The organism is Paenibacillus sp. J22P51 (assembly GCF_059692215.1).
Map to the genome: position 1 here is coordinate 105,416 of NZ_JCAUAZ010000011.1, position 17,901 is coordinate 123,316.

The following is a 17,901-nucleotide window of genomic DNA, read 5'->3' on the forward strand; positions in this document are numbered from 1 at the left end:
CTTATACCCTCCTTTTCCTAATGCTTACACATGTAAAAATTGCTTTAAGAAACGCAAATCATTCGTATAGAAATGGCGAATATCTTCGATACCGTATTTCAACATAGCAATACGCTCAACACCCATACCGAATGCGAAGCCCGTATATTCTTTCGGATCATAGCCACCCATTTCAAGCACGCGTGGATGTACCATACCTGCTCCGAGAATCTCTAACCAGCCTGTTTGCTTACATGTACGACAGCCTTCGCCGCCACACATTGCACAGCTCACATCGACTTCAACACTCGGCTCTGTGAAAGGGAAGAAGCTTGGACGCATGCGAATTTTCGTCGTTGGGCCATACATTTCTTGTACGAACTGAAGCAACGTCCCTTTGAGATCACTCATCCGCACGTTGCGGTCAATGACCAGACCTTCAATTTGTTGAAACATGTGAGAGTGAGTAGCATCATCGTCATCGCGGCGGTATACTTTGCCTGGGCAAATGATTTTGATCGGAACTTCGCCTTTACGCTTCTCCATTGTTCTTACTTGAACAGGTGATGTCTGCGTACGTAACAAAATCTCTTCCGTAATATAGAACGAATCCTGCATATCACGAGCCGGGTGATCCTTCGGCAGATTCAACGCTTCGAAGTTGTAGTAGTCTTGTTCAACCTCTGGTCCCTCAGCAACGGTGTATCCCATCCCGATGAAAATGTCTTCAATCTCCTGAATGACTTTACTTAAAGGGTGTACTGCACCTTGCTGTGAAGGACGTCCTGGCAACGTAACGTCGATCATTTCAGCGCGAAGTCTGTTCTCTGTTTCTTGCTTCGTGTAAGCTGCTTGTTTCTCTTCAATGACAGCTTCAATGGCTGCGCGAACATCATTCGCTACTTGGCCGATGACCGGTCTTTCTTCTGCGCTTAACGCGCCCATGCCGCGAAGAACCTCGGTTAACGGGCCTTTTTTACCTAAGTATTTAACTCGTAAATCGTTCAATTCCTGCTGACTTCCTACGCCGCTAAGCTCCTGCAGCGCTTCCTGCTTCAAAGCCTCTAACCGCTCTTTCATCGAAATCCCTCCTGAATTAGGCCTCTGAATCGCCCTTTATGAAAACACAAAAAAGACTTTCCGCTCCCTCGCAAGGGACGAAAAGCCGTGGTACCACCCTAATTAGATTCGTCTATGTACAGATGCCAAATAAACGAGTCTCACTTCATTCCAGATAACGGACGATGTGTCCGGTTCCCTCTAATGAGAAGTGATAAAACTTCTGTTCAAAGGACTGCTCGGGAGCGAACTTCCACAGCCTGATTCTCGGGGCCAGCTCTCAATCAACGGCTTTCCCTCCCTGTCAAGAAGCACTGCGTACTCTTCTCCGTCAAAGCATTTCCACGTATATGTACCAGTTATTATATGCAAGATACAAAGGATATGCAAGTACATCCAACCTTCTTTTCTGAAAGTTTCAGAAATATCCCATTGACTTCATACTTCGACAGGTATATATTTTACTTAAATAGTTTAAATGTTATTCAATTTAATTATTATATCATTTAATTATTAGACAATTCTAATAATTTGTTAGGAGGTTATGGCTTGGAAGATGAATTGACAGCCTATACCAATCGCTTCCGCACAACATTTGAGCTGGCTCACCGTAAGATTACGCAAAGTGTCCTCAGTGAACTCAATTCAGAGTTAACAGCTCCGCAATTATTCATGTTAGCAATGATCGCCAAGGAGAACACACCGAAGCAATCCCATCTTGCTGATAAATTAGGCGTTAAGCCAAGCGCAATCACCGTCATGATTGATCGACTTGTCCAAAGTGGCCATGTAATACGTAAACATCATGAAACAGATCGACGCATTGTACTGGTTGAAAATACAGCAGAAGGTGCCGCAGTTCTTGCTAAGGCCCATGAAGTGCAAAAGAAAGTGATCGCACGTGGTTTATCACAGCTTCCTCCAGATGAACTTCATATTTTCGTAAATGCGTTTGAAAAGTTTACTTCATTTTATTAATTTTCACATCAAAGGAGTGGTCACACATGGAAAACATTCAAAAAGCAGCGCCTAAGGATATCTCCGAAGCGGCTGCACCAGAGCTCAAAAATCGCGGGCTCCTTCTGACCGGTTTGATTATCGCCATGCTTTTCGGCGCATTGGACGGTACGATTGTAGGAACAGCGATGCCGCGTATTGTCGGTGAATTCGGCGGACTCGGACTGATGACATGGTTAACAACAGCGTACATGTTGACATCGACCGTTATCGTGCCAATCGCTGGTAAACTGGCTGACTTGATTGGTCGCCGCGTCATTTATGTAACAGGACTTATTATCTTCATCGTTGCTTCAGCCCTCTGTGGGATGTCACAGAACATGACGGAGCTCATTTTGTTCCGCGGTCTGCAAGGTCTTGGCGGTGGTATTATGATGCCAATGGCCATGATTATTATCGGGGATTTATTTACAGGTAAACAACGTGCCAAATGGCAAGGTGTTTTCGGAGCGATCTTTGGTTTATCCTCCGTTATCGGCCCACAAGTTGGGGGCTGGATCGTAGATGCTTGGGACTGGCGTTGGGTGTTCTACATTAACCTGCCTGTTGGTATTCTAGCTGTTGTTTTGATTTCCATTGCCTTACCGAAGCATAAATCAGTAGGAAAAGTTAAATTCGATATTCCAGGCATTATCACTATGATCGTCGGGGTTGTGAGCTTACTTCTTGCTCTTACGTTTGGTGGTAAAGATTATCCGTGGGGGTCTTGGCAAATTATTGGACTGTTTGTACTTGCAGTCATATCGCTAGTTTCCTTCGTATTCATTGAAACAAAAGCGCAAGAACCTATTCTTCCTGTTCGTTTGTTCAAAAATAGAACCTTCTCCACCATTAACGGTGTAGGTTTCCTAATGGCGGTTGGTATGTTCGGTGCCATTATGTTCGTACCTCTATTTATGCAAGGTATCGTCGGTATTAGCGCATCTGCATCTGGTACCGTCATGACACCACTTATGATTACGATGATTATTGCCAGCGTCATATCTGGTCAATTCATTGCCAAAATCGGTGTTCGCAAGCAAATGCTCATCGGGATGATTGTTATGGCGGGAGGCTTCGTATTCCTAAGCACGATGGGTATTTCTACAACGAAGTTGATTGCATCTAGTTACATGATCCTTCTAGGTTTAGGTATGGGTCTTGTCATGCCGATTCTTACACTGGCTCTACAAGAAAGCTTCCCGAAATCGGAGCTCGGTGTTGTAACGTCTTCCAGCCAATTTTTCCGTCAAATCGGTGGTACCTTTGGGATGACGATTCTCGGAGCTATCATGAACCATAAATCAACCGTTTTGCTTGAACAAAATCTAGAACCCGTTGTGAAGCAGCTTCCCGCGGAAGCAAGTGAACTTGCCACTTCAATGACCGATATGATTCATACGAATCCGCAAGCCTTGTACTCCTCACTTCTAGTTCCAGAGTCGCTAGCCAAAATGCCAAAAGAGTTCGTGGAACACATGGTACCTGTGCTTAAAAATGCGCTTGTTACTTCCCTTCATCAAGTATTCATTTATGGCTTAGTGTTTGTGCTCCTCGGTGCGATTCTTACGCTCTTCGTTGGGAACATCAAGCTTTCTGACCGTAAATCGAAGAAAACCGAAGATGGTGAAGATGAGAAACAAATGTCAGGTCATCTCGTGTAAATCATGAAAAAGCTCCCTTCCTCTACTGAGGTTGGGAGCTTCTTTTATACCACGATTATTCGATTGTACCCATTTGACTTAATGGGAAAATACGAAACACAGCTTTACCGATAATATCTTTTTCAGCTACAAAAGGTGTTGTCGGCCACAGATGGGAATCATAGCTGTCGTTGCGATTGTCCCCGAGGAAGAAATACTTCCCTTCGGGCACTGTAACCTGATGGTAAGTATATGTCATAGGTGCTTGGATATAAGGCTCATCGACTTTGGCTCCATTGCGATATAAAGCGCCGTCCTTGATTTCTATGGTATCGCCAGGCAGTCCAATAAGACGCTTCACATAGCGGTCCTTATTCCCCTCAAGTGGCGGCCAGAACACAACGATATCGCCGAATTCAAAGTCGGTTAATGGCTTCATTTTCTCAACAATCAGCTCGTCTTGTAATTGTATAGTAGGCAGCATGGACCCGGTTGGTACAGTCATCGCTTGTGCAACATAGGTATTGACGACAAGCGCAATGATGAGCGCGAATGCGATCGTAGGCACCCATTCTTTCAATAGGCTTAGCACATAATTTTTGATCAATCGAACCAACTTCCTTTCATTTTGAATCATTCCTCTTTACACCGTAACCCATTTATGGAAAGCTTACATTAAGTTAAAATAAAATGTTGTTGTATAATGAATTTGGATACCCTATTAAAGGAGAGTGCGCTGCATGAAATATCGTAGACTTGGCAAAACAGACCTGAAAGTGTCCATCGTTGGTATTGGCACTTGGCAATTTGGCGGTGAGTGGGGATTAACGTATACGCAAGCAGAAGCAGATGCGATTCTGGATCAAGCGGCTGAGCTTGGTATCAACTTGATTGATACGGCTGAGTGCTATGGTGATCACCTTTCCGAATCATTTATCGGTAATTATTTATCCCGCCGCGATCGTGATAAGTGGGTTGTAGCAACAAAATTCGGACATCATTTCCATGATTTATTCACACGGACTGATGAGTTTAGTGCTGAATCCGTCATCAAGCAGCTTGATGCTTCACTACAGGCTTTACATACGGACTATATTGATTTATACCAATTCCATTCCGGACCTGATGCTTTATTCGATAATGATGATCTATGGACGACGCTTGATAAACAAGTACAGGCTGGCAAAATCCGTCACTTGGGTACATCAATCGGCAGCAATGCCAATATTCATCAGACCGCAGCTTCCACGAAGGTGAATTCCAAAGCGATTCAGGTTGTCTACAATCGGTTGGATCGTGCGCCGGAAGAGCTCGTGTTCCAGTCTTGTATCGATCAAGATCTTGGCGTACTCGCGCGTGTACCGCTGGCAAGTGGTTATTTGAGCGGAAAATATAAACCAGGTGCTGTATTCAGCAATACGGATGTACGTCATCGTCACGATGCGGAAAGCGTCAGACTAAAGCTAGAAGAAGCCCAGCGCATTCAGCAAAATGAAGTGCCAGAAGGCATGGATATGGCTAAATGGGCATTAGCATGGTGCTTGAAGCATGATGCCGTCACTTCTGTTATTCCAGGCTGCAAAAACCCTGAGCAAGTAATTGCGAATGCAGCAGCAACGGAGCTTATCAGCGACAATCATCCGCAAGCTTGGAAAGCCTAGAGAAGAGGAAGGACTGACTTCGCAATGCCTCACCGACAGCACGATGAAACCTGGAAGAAGCTTCAAGCTCACATCGACGAATGGGTTGCTATAAGTAAAACACATACATCGGAAGGTCAAGTTGCTTCCTATATCCCTGAATTAGCTAATGCTTCTGGGGATATTCTCGGCATTTGCATTATGGATAGCGAAGGGCACATCACAACCTCTGGGGATTCTGACTTCCGCTTCACCTTGCAAAGCATTTCGAAAGTTTTTTCTCTGATCCTAGCGCTCATGGATAACGGCGAGGAGATTGTGTTCTCAAAGGTGGGGATGGAGCCGACGGGTGATGACTTCAACTCCATGTTGAAGCTCGAGCTTATCGAGCCTGGCATCCCTTTCAATCCGCTAATCAATGCAGGAGCGATTGCCATCTCCTCATTAATTGCGGGAAACAGCACGGTTGAGCAGGTCGATCGTATCCTTCAGTTCTTCAGGCATGTAGCAGATAATCCAACGCTTGCTATCAATCAAGACGTCTTCAAATCCGAGTCCGATACGGCTCACCGCAATCGTTCTTTAGCCTATTTCCTCAAGGATAACGGCGTTTTGGACAAAGAAGTGGACGATGTCCTTCGCGTTTATTTCAGTCATTGCTCCGTTGAGGTAAATTGTACAGACCTGGCTAGAATGGCTCTCGTTCTCGCTCATAACGGCGTAGATCCGATTCGCAAGCAACGCCTCATTCCGAGGCGCTTCGTGCAAATTGCCAAGACATTCATGTTTACCTGCGGGATGTACAATGCCTCTGGCGAATTTGCGATGAATGTGGGGCTGCCTGCGAAAAGCGGCGTGTCCGGCAGTATCTTGACGATGGTGCCCGGACAGTTCGGTATCGGCCTTGTTGGGCCTGCGCTGAACCGCAAGGGAAACAGTACAGCTGGTGTACATCTCCTTGGCATCCTCTCCCAAGAATTCGACTGGAGCTTATTTTAAAAAAAGAACCTTCCCTTGTGACTGTCTCTCAGTCGAGGGGAAGGTTCTTTTGCTCATACATATACCATTATTGCATCGATTGTTTGATACGTTGGAGGGCTTCGATCAACTCATCCACTTCATGCTCTTTCAGTCGGATCGTTACATAGTTCGGTGAAATGCCTCCATCATTGATTTCAATTAGAGCGGAATCATCTTTGTCATCTAGTTTGACTGACAGATGGTCTTTATCTAGAATTGGAACCCAAGCCATGGTCATCCTCCTCACAAATCTAATCAGCCTATTTCTGGCTTAATAAACAATGAAGTCTTTGGTATACACTGTCTCATTATCTTCTGTATCCATAACACGCATTTCTAACTCCCAATTCCCTCTAAAAGGCAAGTAAGGCCCTTCCGATTTGTAGCTAAATTTAGCAAAACCGTACGACTCCTCTTCCTTACTATCCGTGAATCGTGTTAATGGAACAGAAATCGGTGCAATCTCCTCATCACCCTTGTTGTGCAAAATCAAAAGAACCTGCTTGGGTTCACCCGATTTCTCAGGCAACCAAACTTTGGCTACAAACGTGTTATTACCTGGGACTTTTGGCGTAATATCCACCGAAACGTGGACCTTCTCTCCCATTTGGTGCCACTGAAGCGGCTCGTTAGCCGGAATCGGCGCCATATACGTAAGCAGTCCGACAAGTACAACAATGACGACCATGAGAGACAGATCTAGCTTTACCCAGACGATCGATTGATTCACTTTTTTTCTGCGCAGGTAGAGTCGGATTACGAAACCAATGAGTGCAACAAGCACCACCACGCCAATTTTTACAAGCAAGAGAATTCCCCAATTGGTGTACAACAAGTAACGCAGATTAGGCAGGAATAACAAGACCGAAAGGGATCCAGAAACGGTTAAAACAAGGATCGAAATCAGTGCGAATTTTGAAAACTTCTGCATATAGCTGCCGAGATCCATCTTGTTATGACACCATTTCGCATAGAGGAGTATTAATCCGCCTACCCAACAAGCTGCGGCAACAAGATGAATAAAGTCGAGCCCGATCGTCGCCCACAGAGGTGAAAATGAGGCCGCGTGGCCGCTAAAGCTTTTGACAGCCAATAGCGCCAAAGACCAACTCACATCGACCCAAGCCAACCTGCCTACTAGAACAAAGCCTAGGAAGGATAATACGAGAAGCAGTGCCCAAGAAATCCCGATATTCGTTGAGCTTAGCAGCTGTACGATTTCATTCACACCGCCGCCGCCCAATAGATCCTCGATATGCGTAAAAATCAGCAGCAACAGGGCAACGATATGTGCGCGTTGAAGATTGAGCGTCCAAGCGGAAGCTGATTTCTGCGCTTCTTCGCCTTGCGATCTCACCAAACGAAGCCAGAATGCCCAGCCTGTCAAGGCTAGCAGCATCAGGAACCATAGGCCACGAGAGGCGTATTGCAACAAGCCTTTTGTCGTGAGCGGTCCTGAGCTATGTTCGTGCCCCGTATGAGCGGATGGCACATCAAGAACATCCTCCTGCGGCGGATTTCCGATCGTAATCGGATAGCTTCCACCCACGGGATGACCGTCTGCCGAAATGACATGATAGCTAATCAAATACACGCCCTCTGCGAGCTTAGGCAGATCAAGCTTGATGCCCATCTGATCTTTATTCATCGTCGCTTTGCGCTTCGTTATCTCAGCTCCGCTATGATCATACACCTTGATATAGAAAAGTCCGCTATCTAATTGTTCATTGAACGTGACGGAAACCCCAGCAGGCGAGCTTTCGAGCTTCGCTCCCGCTTCCGGAGTCGCTTCCACTAATGAGGCATGCGCAGAGGCTGATTGTGGCGCAAGGACAGCGCTAAATAGCATTATCGCCAACACAGCAATCAAGCCGATTGGCAGTCGTAGGAACCAAATCTTCATTCGTTGATTATCTTGTCTCATGATCATCCCATTAATCCGCTATCGGTCTACGGCCAGCAAAGCCATCTTGCTCCCCGTGATAATAACGAATCCGATCCTCTCCTTGCTTCCAACACAGCAACACTTCTTGTCCATTCATGACAGCTGGAAAATCAACAAGTCCCGAGTCGATATCCTTCAGCTCAATACCTGTCTTTTGAAAACTTTGAATAAGTCCACGGGCTTCAATTTGAAGAAATTCAAGCGCAGCTTCCATGACAAAAAAAGGGTCCTTTTCCGTGCCAGGCTTCTCCGCGTATTCATTCTTCTTATGGCGCAACTCCATATATTTGTCCTCAAACTCACTCTTCAAGGCTTGCATTTTCTTCAGTTCCTGATCAACATAAGGCAATAAGCCATTGGCCTCTTCCAAAGAGAACCATTTCTTCTCAGACATAACGCACCTCCATGTCCTTTATTTTAGCAAAAAAAAGAAAGAACTACGAATTCTACTCATGTGTATGAGGCTTTTCGTGAACGTGATGATGATGTCCGTGTCCGTGTCCGTGACTATGCCCATGGCTTTGGCTATGCTCGTCCACATGCGTAACTGACAGCTCCGCGTAGCCAACTCCTTTTAACACTTGAATGCGTTGCTGCAGCTCTCGAAGCTCCTGTACCTCACCTCGAACTACAAGTATTTCCAAGCATTGCTGATGGTTTAAATGGATATGCATGGTGGAAATGATCGCATGATGATAGTCGTGCTGAAGCTCCATTAACGTAATAGGTAAATCTCTAATTTCGTGGTCGTATACCATAACAATCGTACCGGCGACCATCTCATTGGGCTGCATACTGCTTGAGGTTAATAGTGCCTTTCGGGCAAGATCTCGAATCGCCTCTGAGCGATTATCATACCCTTGCATCGCAATCAACCGGTCGAATTGCTCGATAAGGGATTGCGGCATCGAAATTCCGAAACGCACCAGACTCTCTTTATCCGACATTCATCTTGCTCCTTCATAGGTAACTTCGTCTATATTCCTACTGTAGCAGAAAGTGCTGGCGTCGCAAACCTCCTTCAGGGAGATCACCACCTCACATAACTTTCCTCTAGGCAAAAAGCAAAAAGGAGAGGGCAGCCCCCCTCCTTCCTAGACGAGTTTCATTAATTGTTTGACACGGTTCTCCAACTCCACGAGTGAGAATGGCTTCGTCATATAATCATCGGCTCCCATTTGCAAGCCCTTCGCTACATCCGCTTCCTTCTTCTTCCCAGAAAGCATGAGAATCTTCATCTCTTTGGAGAGAGAATCAGCATCTGTCTTTACCTTCTCCAATATCGTAAATCCATCTAAACCAGGCAAGATTCCATCCAAAATACAGGCATCGAAAGCTTGACTAGTCAGCAGTTGCCACGCCTGTTCACCATCGGAAACTTGCGTAATCACAATAGGCAAGTGCTCCAATTGTGAAATCAAGATGGCTCGCAGAATCGGATCATCATCAACAATTAGAAGCTTTTTCTTCTGAAGCTGTGCATGCGCATGTGCGACAAGCTTAGTAAATTGTGCTCCCTCATCCTCTAGATCCGCAAGAATAATACGATTCTTACCCTGCTGTTTCGCTTGGTACATCGCATCATCGGCCTTAGCTACCCACTCCGCAATCGTCATACCGACTTGCCATTCGGCTACACCGGCCGAAAACGTGATAGAGAACGTTTGACCATCGTTCTGAGCTACTGGTTTCATACGTACTATATCTAATATATCTTGCATAATGGAACGACCTTGTTCCACAGAGGTATTCGGAAGTGCAATGACAAACTCCTCACCGCCAAAACGCGCCAATAAGTCCGTCGATCGCAGATTGATCTGCATCAAGTGAGCCAAGCCTTGGAGCACCAGATCCCCTACGTGATGTCCATACGTATCATTAACGCTTTTGAAGCTGTCAATATCGATAAACACAAGAGAAATTGGCGCTGGGTAGCGCTCAATCCGCTGGAGCTCTAGGCCGATCTGCAGATCGAAATATCGGCGATTGAACACACCTGTAAGTGGGTCGCGGAAAGCTAACTGTTCAAAATTCCGAGTCCGCTTAAGGAGTCCATAAATGCGTGCCGCCAATTCCTCATACTGGAATGGCTTGGTCACGTAATCATCCGCTCCCAAATGAAAACAGCGTACTTTATCACTGACATCGTCACGTCCTGATAATACAATAAGCGGAAGCCATTTGAGCGTAGGATCTTCCTTCAGGAACTCAAAGAGCTCATAGCCAGACTGCGGGTGCATCATCAGATCTAACGTAACGAGATCATACGTATGCTCACGAAGTAATTTTTTAGCTGACTCCACGTCAGCCGCCTCATCAACCATACAATCATCCAGCTGCAATCTTCTTGTCAAATAGGAGCGCAGGGCATCGTCATCATCAACAAGCAATATGCGGCTTTTCAAAGTTCGAAGCATGGAACTCACTGTAGGATCCTGCTGCTCATCCATCTGAATTTCTGTTAAGCCGATATCCAGTTCCATTTTCAATTCAAGCAATAATCCAGCTGTTCGCTCTATGCTTTCATAAACAGGGTTCGTTGACGAGAGCAGCTCATCTTCCAGCATATTAGTCGCTAGTGTCCATTCCCACATCCGTACCAGGTCTTCCGCCAGTTTTCCGATTCTCACATAACCAAAAACGGGCGCACTGCCTTTGAGCGTATGCGCAATCCGATAGCACTGTTGTAAATCCTCTAGGACAGGCTCCACTTGAACCGCTGTCAGTAAAGTCTGCAGTTGCTGCAGCTGCTTGTCATATTCACGAATAAAAAGCTTTTTTCCTTGTTTAAGAATCCTTGCATCACGATCAGATTCTGAACCTGCATCTTTGGATCTCTCTATGTTACTATGGCTCATAACAGACAATCACCCTTTATAAGCTTAATTAAACTAATCTCATCACTTATCTGTTCGACCTATCGTTGCAACAGTTGCCCTATGGTGTCTAATAATTGAAGTGGACTGAAAGGTTTCACAATGTACGTGGTGACACCCGCTGCCTTAGCTTTCTCTTTATCTTTCTCTAGCGCTTTGGCTGTCAAAAGAATAACCGGCAAGTCCCGATTCACATTCTCACTTTGTCTCAACCAAGCGCAAACTTCGACGCCCGTACGCTCCGGCATCATGTAATCAAGAATGATTAAATCGTAGGCTTCCTTGCCGAGTTGATCGATCGCTTGTTGACCATCTTCAACCTCTGTAATGACGTAGCCTTCATCAGATAACGTTTCCGTCAGCAGAAAGCGAAGCGCCAACTCATCATCGGCAAGCAAAATTTTGTAAGCTGACATGTTCTCTCTCCTCGAGTCTATGAATTACGATTAATTATAGCACCATCGCAGGAGCCTAGATAGGAAAATGTCGGAAAAACTCGAAAGAAATCACACTTCCTTATCGTGAAGGTGGACCTTCCATGACGAGCCTTTTATTTCCGGCAATCCGCGAGGGCTTGTCCAACAATAGACCCAGCCTTCCCGCTCCCCATTGACATCCTTCACCCAAATCCGTTCGTAATCATTGTCCTCATGATCGGGACCAAAGTACGTTTCCAAGACATCCATGGCGGCTAAGCCTTCTTCGGTAACCTCGAGCCATTCCCCAACAACCGTATGATCATCTCCCGTACGTACTAGTGCTGGGTATGGTCCTACATCAAATAAACGTCCTTCAATCGCTCCAGGTTGCACGCCAAGTAAATACGGAGAGACAACAAAATGATTACTTTCTCCTACAAGTAACGTACCATACACAAATACAGCTATCATTTTCTGTTCCTCCCTGCCTTTATTTGCGTTATGTACATAAGTTCGTTAAGGAGTCTATGGATTCCTACAAAAAAAAGCAGCATCACGATGGATGCTGCTGCTATGCCTGATTGGCTGTTAATTCACGTGTTTTAACAATAATTTTGCGGATGCTGTCTTCGGACAAATGAAACACCTTGATCAGCTCCAAAACCGTCGAGCCCGTTTGGTACAAACGGAAAATCTCACGATTTCTCCGCTCAATGATGATGCGAGTGCCGTTGTTTTCTCCCCAGCCAGCACGTTTCTGCTCTTTCTTAGGGATATACACGATTTCGCCTTGGATATATTCTTGTAATTGTTTTAATAGGTTAGGGGGAAGAACATCTTTCCCGTTCTTGTAACTCATGGATGAAAACCTCCTCAAATTGTGCAAAGCTTACTTGACTTTGACTGATTTGCAGAGAGTATCTTCATCGCCCCTTAACCTCCTACCATTCTCAAAAATGGAATAAAAAAAACACGATCATAATCGTGCCTGTCGGTTGTATATGCAATTATACAATTCAGGTGAACGGTTATTCCACGAATGATATTCAGTTAGGAGACGAGTACCTCTGCGGCGGCCGCAACATTCATCGCTACTGTCATTGTCATTGTGTTCATTAAAAAGCACTCCCTTCACCGTAGTTTATTGTTGTGTTCACTTCGTGTTCACAATTCTCATTATATGTAAAAAGCTTCTCGCTGTCTACTCGTTCGTAAAAATTATGCGAGGGCCTAGGGGCCCCCGCTTGGAACAGTGATCTCTGCTTACGCAGAGATCACCTCTGTTTGCGTTGTAATCACCTTGATCACTCCTTTCCGAAGGAATTAGCCGGCCGGCTACATCTCTATATTACTCATATTGCCCAGCGCCTCTCAAGTGAAAGAATGGTTATAGGGATTCTTTCCTTGAGAGGGGTTGAAAATTGAGTGCGGACTGAGGAATGACGAAGGAATGGGAAAGAATGAGCATGGAGTGAGTACGGAGTGAGTACGGAGTGAGTGAGGAGTGAGTGCGGAGTGAGTGCGGAGTGAGTACGGAGTGAGTACGGAGTGAGTACGGAGTGAGTACGGAGTGAGTACGGAGTGAGTACGGAGTGAGTGCGGAGTGAGTGCGGAGTGAGTGCGGAGTGAGTGCGGAGTGAGTGCGGAGTGAGTGCGGAGTGAGTGCGGAGTGAGTGCGGAGTGAGTGCGGAGTGAGTGCGGACTTTCGTTGCGCATAGCTCACGGCTTCTGAGAATTAGCTGGAAAAACTCCAGTTATTTTCTTCATTTTTCGCTGAAATGCCCATTTAACTGGAAAAACTCCAGTTAAATTTGGAATATAGACCACTTTATAAAGCAATCAGTTAAATTAACTACAGGAAATCCAGTTATTTCTTCAAAAAGAGGAAAACCAATCTGATTAGCTGTAGTTATTCCAGTTATTTTACTTTTGAGGACATTTTTGAATGAATAAGGTAGCGGAACCAGCTAGGCGAGTGGGATTGTAGAACGTTTCTGTAATAGGAGGAATTTGTTAAGAGTAGGTTAGGGTGATGGTTGGATGAGTAGTGAGTGATTGGATGAATAGTGAGTGGTTGGATGAGTAGTGAGTGATCGGAGTTGATTGGTGATGCTGGATGAGCGGAGTTTGAGTTGTTTCAAGTGTAAAAAGGACCTAGCATTTGCGCTAGGTCCCAAGCGGCATGACGGCGATGCCGCTGCTGTTCAACAGCGCGCGGATATCGCGCGCGAACTCCACGGCGTGAACGCCATCGCCGTGGATACAGATCGTGTCCGCGCGCATGCTCAGGTCCTCTCCCGTGAGGGAGAGCACCATGCCTTCGCGGACAAGCCGCTCCACCTGCGCCGCAGCCTCGGCGGCGCTCACAAGCAGCGCCCCCGCCTGGTCGCGGGGCGTCAAAGAGCCGTCCCGCTGGTAGCTGCGGTCCGCGAAAGCTTCGCTCGCGGTCCGCAGCCCCGCGGCGGCGCCCGCCCGCAGCAGCTCGCTGCCGGGCGGGCCATACAGCGTCAGCTCCGCGCTGACGCTGGCCGTTGCAGCCGCAATCGCGGCGGCTAACTCATGGCGCTTCGCAGCCATGTGGTAGAGCGCGCCATGCGGCTTGACGTGCTTCAGGCGTCCGCCTTCGGCATGGACGAACGCCTGCAGCGCCCCGAGCTGATACAACGTCAGCTCGTAAGCCTCAGCCGGCGTGATTGCGATCTCGCGCCGGCCAAAGCCTTGCAGATCGGGTAGGCCCGGATGGGCCCCGATCGCAACGCCCTTGCGCACGCACAGCTGTACCGTGCTGCGCATGGTTGCGGGGTCGCCTGCGTGGAACCCGCAGGCGATGTTGGCGGAGCTAACGTAGTCGAGCAGCTCCGCATCGCGGCCGAGAGAGTAAGCGCCGAACCCTTCACCCATGTCACAATTCAAATCAATGCGTAGCATTTCCATCACACTCCCACCGATGATTTTGCCAACTCATCTTCGTCATTTACCTATGCACTGCCTCGCAGAATCAGCATCTCAAGACTTTCCCTATGCCTTCCCCGCAGAAAAGCATGTTATCCCATTCCTTTATGCCTCGAAGAATCAGCATCTCACGCCATTTTCCCTACGCCATGCCCCTCAACCAAGCCTTCATACCCGCCTCCAGCAGCTTCAGATCCATCGCCTGGAGCAACAACTGCTCTTGTGCTTCGAGATGCGTAACCTCTTGGAAGCGCAGCTCTCCACCTGGCTTCACCTGAGCGACCAACGGAAGGTCGGCCGTGATCACATGACCAATCCGTGGATATCCGCCTGTTGTTTGGCAATCAGCCATCAACAAGATGGGATTTCCACTTGAAGGCACCTGAAGCGTCCCCGCAACTACAGCTTCGGAGATCATTTCATAGGACATGCCTGCTTCAAGCTCAAGCTTGGGCTCACCCAACAGCCGATATCCCATGCGATCCGATTGTGAGGACACTAGAAAGCTCTGGGAAAGCAATCTAGTCCAACTTACTGTTGTAAATAAGGTGGCTTCCTTCCCTCTGACGATCCGTATTACAGGATTGTCACGGTAATCAGGACGAATCCATGGACTCACGGACTTGGATCGAAGCTCGACACTCTTCATGAGCTGAGAAGACAGTTCATTTTTCTCGATTTCCAGTTCATCCCCAGCACGAAGAGCTCTTCCCTCATATCCACCCATACCCGCTCTCTGGTAGGTACTGCGACTTCCCAGTACGTAGTCCGCCTTGAAACCACCATGCACAGCTAAATAGGCTCTACAACCGTGTGTTGCGTAGCGAAATTGCAGCTCACTTCCTGTACGAAGAACGAAGGGGCGCCACATTGGCGCTGAACTTCCATTCACTTCCGCTTCCATCTCTGCACCGCAAATGGCAATTAGCATATCTTTCTGGGCAACTATTGTAGGCCCACTAAGAGTCATTTCTAAGGTCACCGCTTCGCGACCATTGCCAACCAACAAATTCGCTGCACGATGGGCAAACCGATCCATCGGCCCTGCCACGATCACACCATGTTTCCGATAACCATAGCGCCCCTCATCCTGTAAAGTGGATAAAAGGCCAGGTTTTATTACTTCAAAGCCCATGGCTCGCATTCCCTTCTTCAAACGCTTGAAACTGCTCGGATGTGATGGCCACAAATTTCACTTGATCTCCAACTTTAAGTAAGGAAGGAGGAACGGTCTCCGGACGAAACAAGCGGAGTGGTGTTCGACCAATGAGCTGCCAACCACCTGGTGATTCAAAAGGGTAGATGCCTGTTTGCGACCCGCCAATGCCAACAGAGCCGGCTGGAATTTGTGTGCGAGGCACTGATTTGCGCGGTGTCGCTAGCCTTTCATCCATACCACCCAAATAAGGAAAACCAGGTGCAAAGCCAATCATATACACCGGATACACGCGAGAAGTATGCCAAGTCACGATTTCTTTTGTACCCACCTGATGATATGCCGCTACTTCCCTAAGATCAGGACCATATGCCGCCTCATAACAAACAGGGATCTCAATGATCGTTCCCAACTGCCCGGCAAAGCTACCGTCATTTCTATAGGCATCTAATAGCCGCTCTATGTACTGTAAGACATGATCATAGGGAAGCCAAGTCGCCGCCCTATAAGTACGCCCACTTTTTAACACAACTTCGGAAGAATAGTTATAAATACGGAAAGCATCATAATAAATTGTAATGGTTGTATACGCGGCCACTAGCTCAATGAAACCATTATGCCAGTTATTTTCCAAATAATTCGCTACTTGCCTGACCTTATGAAGATTCAATAACGATATGTCATCTCCTAATCGAATCACAATCGCCGAATCCCCTAGCGGATAGCATTCGTATACTAGCTTGGTCATGCAAATCGCTGCTTTTTCAACCAATTCGCACAAACCTCAGGCCAGATATACGCTTCTGGATGATCATCTGCAATGCCAATTCCGTGACGTCCCGACTCGAAAACATGCAGGTCAAAAGGAACTTTATTGCGGCTTAGTGCACTAGCAAAAAGCAAGCTATTTTCGACGGAAACTGCCGCATCATCGGCTGTATGCCATAGGAAGGTTGGCGGCGTATCTGCCGTTACTTGAAGTTCATTGCTCAAATCCTTGACTAACTCATCGCTGGCATTTTCACCAATCAGATTAATTCGCGAACCTTGATGAGCATTCATACTGAATGAAATGACAGGATAACACAGTACCATTAGATCAGGACGGGAGCTATGTTGCTCAATCGGATCCGCGGAGTTCTGATCTCCCGCATCGTAGTGTGTCCCCGCTGTTGCTGCCAAATGACCACCTGCAGAGAAACCAAGAATACCAACGCGGTTTGCATCGACTCCCCATGCCTCAGCATGATGTCTCACGGTTCGGATAGCCCGCTGCGCGTCTTGCAAAGGTATAGGATGTTTATATGGTGCTACACGATAGTTCAACACGTAGGCAGATATACCAAGCCCATTTAGCCATTTTGCGATTGGCTCTCCTTCATGAGGGGCTCGTACGCCGTAACCTCCACCTGGACATACTATAACTGCTGCACGCAAGCCATCTCCCTCTACTGGATATAAGGTTAGGCTTGGGCAGCCTTGATTCTTCTCACCTTGACATTCTCGCGTAGCTCCAAGCCATAATTCAATCGTTGTCCCTGCGTTCAACCTTGAAACCCCCTCATGCGAATAACGTACTAAGTTAATAATAGCCAATCCTTATCAAGTAGAAAAGCATCTATTTCTTCTATAAAGGAGCGATTCAAAATGATTGTAGTTACAACAGAAAACATTGCCAGTTATGAGGTCACTGAAGTTTTGGGAAGTACATTTGGCGTCGTGGTGCGGGCCAGAGGCATTGGCGGGGATATTATGGCCTCTTTGAAAGGCTTAATTGGCGGAGAAGTCACACAGTATACGCAGATGGTCGAAGACGGCCGCAGGCAAGCGATGGACCGACTCGTCAAAAATGCAGCTGCCATGGGCGCTGATGCTATTGTGATGATGCGTTTTGATAGCGGGGATATTGGTCAAAATATGAGCGAAATCGTCGCCTATGGCACAGCTGTTCGGGCGCGAAGGCTATGATCGAATGTCAACCATTTTGCTAGTATACGGCGTGTGGATTGTTGGCTTCATTATTCTATTTCTTCTAGGCTATCTAGTTTATGACAAACGCTACAAAACAGAGGGTGCCGCGACGCCCAAATCGCCTCCAAACGGCTTTGTATTTACAACCGAAGTGTTCATTGATCCCAAAGACGGATTCACTTATCGGGTCTACTACAATCCTCGAACGGGAGATCGTGCTTATATTCGTGAAAAGTAACTTTTTT

At 46.9% G+C, this 17,901-nt stretch carries 20 protein-coding genes; 6 read left to right on the plus strand and 14 right to left on the minus strand.

Features of this window, described 5'->3' with window-relative positions; genetic code table 11:
* Window positions 1-24 precede the first annotated feature (24 nt).
* Entirely contained in the window at window positions 25-1,059 is a 1,035-nt protein-coding gene (pheS, locus tag AC58QC_RS21675) for a phenylalanine--tRNA ligase subunit alpha (RefSeq protein ID WP_497417155.1), read from the minus strand.
* A 528-nt stretch (window positions 1,060-1,587) separates the two neighbouring features.
* Here pheS and AC58QC_RS21680 point away from each other — a divergent pair.
* Both AC58QC_RS21680 and AC58QC_RS21685 read left to right on the plus strand, forming a co-directional pair.
* Complete coding sequence (locus tag AC58QC_RS21680; RefSeq protein ID WP_497417156.1) at window positions 1,588-2,016, plus strand: MarR family winged helix-turn-helix transcriptional regulator; 429 nt, start codon at window positions 1,588-1,590, stop codon at window positions 2,014-2,016.
* Between the two features lie 26 nt (window positions 2,017-2,042).
* Window positions 2,043-3,698, plus strand: a complete 1,656-nt coding sequence (locus tag AC58QC_RS21685; protein WP_497417157.1) for an MDR family MFS transporter — start codon at window positions 2,043-2,045, stop codon at window positions 3,696-3,698.
* A gap of 55 nt (window positions 3,699-3,753) precedes the next feature.
* Here AC58QC_RS21685 and lepB read toward each other — a convergent pair whose 3' ends face one another.
* Window positions 3,754-4,314 carry a signal peptidase I gene (lepB, locus tag AC58QC_RS21690; protein WP_497417158.1) on the minus strand — a complete coding sequence of 187 codons (561 nt, stop codon included), beginning with the start codon at window positions 4,312-4,314 and terminating at the stop codon, window positions 3,754-3,756.
* Window positions 4,315-4,417: 103 nt separating this feature from the next.
* On the opposite strand from lepB, the gene AC58QC_RS21695 reads away from it, so the two are divergent.
* Both AC58QC_RS21695 and glsA read left to right on the plus strand, forming a co-directional pair.
* The gene (locus AC58QC_RS21695; protein ID WP_497417159.1) at window positions 4,418-5,338 is read left to right on the plus strand and encodes an aldo/keto reductase; all 921 of its coding nucleotides are present in this window, start codon (window positions 4,418-4,420) and stop codon (window positions 5,336-5,338) included.
* 24 nt (window positions 5,339-5,362) lie between these two features.
* Window positions 5,363-6,316 (plus strand): glutaminase A, encoded by a 954-nt coding sequence (glsA, locus tag AC58QC_RS21700; protein WP_497417160.1) that lies wholly within the window; start codon window positions 5,363-5,365, stop codon window positions 6,314-6,316.
* 67 nt (window positions 6,317-6,383) lie between these two features.
* Here glsA and AC58QC_RS21705 read toward each other — a convergent pair whose 3' ends face one another.
* The 12 genes from AC58QC_RS21705 to AC58QC_RS21760 all read right to left on the minus strand — a co-directional run bounded on the left by AC58QC_RS21705 (window position 6,384) and on the right by AC58QC_RS21760 (window position 17,233).
* Window positions 6,384-6,569 (minus strand): hypothetical protein, encoded by a 186-nt coding sequence (locus tag AC58QC_RS21705; RefSeq protein ID WP_497417161.1) that lies wholly within the window; start codon window positions 6,567-6,569, stop codon window positions 6,384-6,386.
* A gap of 39 nt (window positions 6,570-6,608) precedes the next feature.
* Complete coding sequence (locus AC58QC_RS21710; RefSeq protein WP_497417162.1) at window positions 6,609-8,267, minus strand: copper resistance CopC/CopD family protein; 1,659 nt, start codon at window positions 8,265-8,267, stop codon at window positions 6,609-6,611.
* 4 nt (window positions 8,268-8,271) lie between these two features.
* The gene (locus tag AC58QC_RS21715; RefSeq protein WP_497417163.1) at window positions 8,272-8,676 is read right to left on the minus strand and encodes a DUF2203 domain-containing protein; all 405 of its coding nucleotides are present in this window, start codon (window positions 8,674-8,676) and stop codon (window positions 8,272-8,274) included.
* Window positions 8,677-8,728: 52 nt separating this feature from the next.
* A complete protein-coding gene (gene nikR, locus AC58QC_RS21720; RefSeq protein WP_497417164.1) occupies window positions 8,729-9,229 on the minus strand; it encodes a nickel-responsive transcriptional regulator NikR in 501 nt (166 codons plus the stop codon).
* Window positions 9,230-9,376: 147 nt separating this feature from the next.
* Window positions 9,377-11,140, minus strand: coding sequence for a response regulator (locus AC58QC_RS21725; RefSeq protein WP_497417165.1), 1,764 nt, complete (start codon window positions 11,138-11,140; stop codon window positions 9,377-9,379).
* A gap of 59 nt (window positions 11,141-11,199) precedes the next feature.
* Entirely contained in the window at window positions 11,200-11,574 is a 375-nt protein-coding gene (locus AC58QC_RS21730; protein WP_497417166.1) for a response regulator, read from the minus strand.
* Window positions 11,575-11,664: 90 nt separating this feature from the next.
* Window positions 11,665-12,048 carry a gamma-glutamylcyclotransferase family protein gene (locus tag AC58QC_RS21735; RefSeq protein WP_497417167.1) on the minus strand — a complete coding sequence of 128 codons (384 nt, stop codon included), beginning with the start codon at window positions 12,046-12,048 and terminating at the stop codon, window positions 11,665-11,667.
* Between the two features lie 100 nt (window positions 12,049-12,148).
* Window positions 12,149-12,436, minus strand: coding sequence for a CD3324 family protein (locus tag AC58QC_RS21740; protein WP_028556449.1), 288 nt, complete (start codon window positions 12,434-12,436; stop codon window positions 12,149-12,151).
* A 1,307-nt stretch (window positions 12,437-13,743) separates the two neighbouring features.
* A complete protein-coding gene (locus AC58QC_RS21745) occupies window positions 13,744-14,505 on the minus strand; it encodes a LamB/YcsF family protein (RefSeq protein WP_497417168.1) in 762 nt (253 codons plus the stop codon).
* Window positions 14,506-14,671: 166 nt separating this feature from the next.
* Window positions 14,672-15,664, minus strand: a complete 993-nt coding sequence (locus AC58QC_RS21750; RefSeq protein ID WP_497417169.1) for a 5-oxoprolinase subunit C family protein — start codon at window positions 15,662-15,664, stop codon at window positions 14,672-14,674.
* Window positions 15,654-16,433, minus strand: coding sequence for a 5-oxoprolinase subunit PxpB (gene pxpB / locus AC58QC_RS21755; protein ID WP_497417170.1), 780 nt, complete (start codon window positions 16,431-16,433; stop codon window positions 15,654-15,656). The genes AC58QC_RS21750 and pxpB overlap by 11 nt, the downstream gene beginning before the upstream one ends.
* A complete protein-coding gene (locus AC58QC_RS21760) occupies window positions 16,430-17,233 on the minus strand; it encodes an alpha/beta hydrolase (RefSeq protein ID WP_497417171.1) in 804 nt (267 codons plus the stop codon). Before AC58QC_RS21760 ends, pxpB begins: the two co-directional genes overlap by 4 nt.
* Window positions 17,234-17,332: 99 nt before the next feature.
* Between AC58QC_RS21760 and AC58QC_RS21765 the strand changes: the two genes are divergently transcribed.
* Both AC58QC_RS21765 and AC58QC_RS21770 read left to right on the plus strand, forming a co-directional pair.
* Window positions 17,333-17,653 carry a YbjQ family protein gene (locus AC58QC_RS21765; RefSeq protein ID WP_497417172.1) on the plus strand — a complete coding sequence of 107 codons (321 nt, stop codon included), beginning with the start codon at window positions 17,333-17,335 and terminating at the stop codon, window positions 17,651-17,653.
* 4 nt (window positions 17,654-17,657) lie between these two features.
* On the plus strand, window positions 17,658-17,894 hold the full coding sequence (locus tag AC58QC_RS21770) for an HD family phosphohydrolase (RefSeq protein ID WP_497417173.1): 237 nt from the start codon (window positions 17,658-17,660) through the stop codon (window positions 17,892-17,894).
* Window positions 17,895-17,901 lie beyond the last annotated feature (7 nt).